This window comes from Synechococcus sp. R8-2, from assembly GCF_047461715.1.
GTDB lineage: Bacteria > Cyanobacteriota > Cyanobacteriia > Thermostichales > Thermostichaceae > Thermostichus.
Map to the genome: position 1 here is coordinate 1 of NZ_JANSHQ010000348.1, position 1460 is coordinate 1460.

1 protein-coding gene is annotated in these 1460 nt (G+C 61.0%); it reads left to right on the plus strand.

From position 1 onward, the window contains the following. Positions 1 to 143: 143 nt before the first annotated feature. Positions 144 to 1460, plus strand: a 1317-nt coding sequence (purH, locus tag NW819_RS08805) for a bifunctional phosphoribosylaminoimidazolecarboxamide formyltransferase/IMP cyclohydrolase (RefSeq protein WP_414413515.1), incomplete at its 3' end; no start/stop codon positions are given.

Here is a 1460-nt window from a genome sequence, read left to right on the forward strand (position 1 = left end):
CCTGCGATTTCTAGCTGAAGATTTGTCTGAACCAGGTGGCTGGACAAGAGGGTCCAGCTTTCGGGGTATGCTGTGAGAGCGCTGGGCTGGGTATCCCGGCCAGCTTTTTCCTCTGGGCTCTTCTCTACTGGATAACGCCTCCAATGCCCCTTGCTACTGCGCAACGCTGTCGCGAACAGGATTCTGTACCGTTGGCTTTGTTGAGTGTATCCGACAAAACCGGACTGATCCCGCTGGCCCAGTCCCTCGTGCAAGAGCATGGCTTTCAACTGCTCAGCAGTGGGGGAACCGCCAAGGCGCTCTCAGAAGCTGGGATCCCGGTCACCCCTGTCTCTGCCCACACTGGCGCGCCGGAAATCTTGGGGGGAAGGGTGAAGACGCTGCACCCCCGCATCCACGGCGGCATTTTGGCCCGCCTGGAATGCAGCGAAGACCGGGCAGACCTAGAGGCGCTGGGGATCCCTCCCATCCAACTGGTGGTGGTCAACTTCTACCCTTTTGAACAGACAGTGGCCCAGGCAGGAGTGTCTCTGGAGGAAGCTTTTGAGCAGATCGATATCGGCGGGCCCACTTTGGCGCGGGCGGCAGCCAAAAATTATCCCTACGTTACGGTGCTGACGGATCCCAGCCAGTACCCCCAGTATTTGCAACTGCTCTCCGGGGCCTATGGGGAAACAGAGCGGCTGGCGTTTCGCTTCCAGTGTGCTCGTCGGGCCTTTGAGCAGGTGCTGGCCTACGACCGCGCCATCGTCACCTACCTGGCTCGCCTGGAGCTAGCAGGTCCCTCCCAGTCCTCCGCAGCTGCCGCTGAAGACAGGTTTCAACTGCAAGGGATCCTGTGGCAACGCCTGCGCTACGGGGAAAATCCCCATCAAGCTGCCACTTGGTATGTGACGGATCCGGCTGCCCCCGGCTGGCACCGGGCTAAGCAGTTGCAGGGGAAGGAGCTGAGCTACAACAACCTGCTGGATCTGGAGGCGGCCCGTGCCCTGGCGGCAGAGTTAACCTTGTTACTCCGCAATGCTGATGCGACGCGGCCCACTGACGGGAAGGGCTCTGTGTCTTCTGGCTCTGCTCGGAGGGAGTTCTTGCAACCTGAACAAGCGGTGGCGGTGGTGGTTAAGCACAACAACCCCTGCGGGGTGGCCATTCGCCCATCGCCGGCTGCCGCCCTCGAGGCTGCCCTGGCTGCTGATCCAGTTTCGGCCTTTGGGGGCATCGTCGCCCTCAACCAACCCTTGGACGCAGAGACCGCCCGACGGCTGGTGGAGCCTTTTTTGGAGTGTGTGGTGGCTCCCGATTGCACTCCAGAAGCGGCTGAGCTACTGTCAGTCAAAAAGAACTTGCGGGTCTTGATCTTGCCGGACTTGTGTGTGGGGCCTGCCCAAACAATCCGCACCCTGGCCGGGGGCTTTCTGGTGCAAGACGCCGATTCACCTGTTGCTCTGCAACGCTGTCGC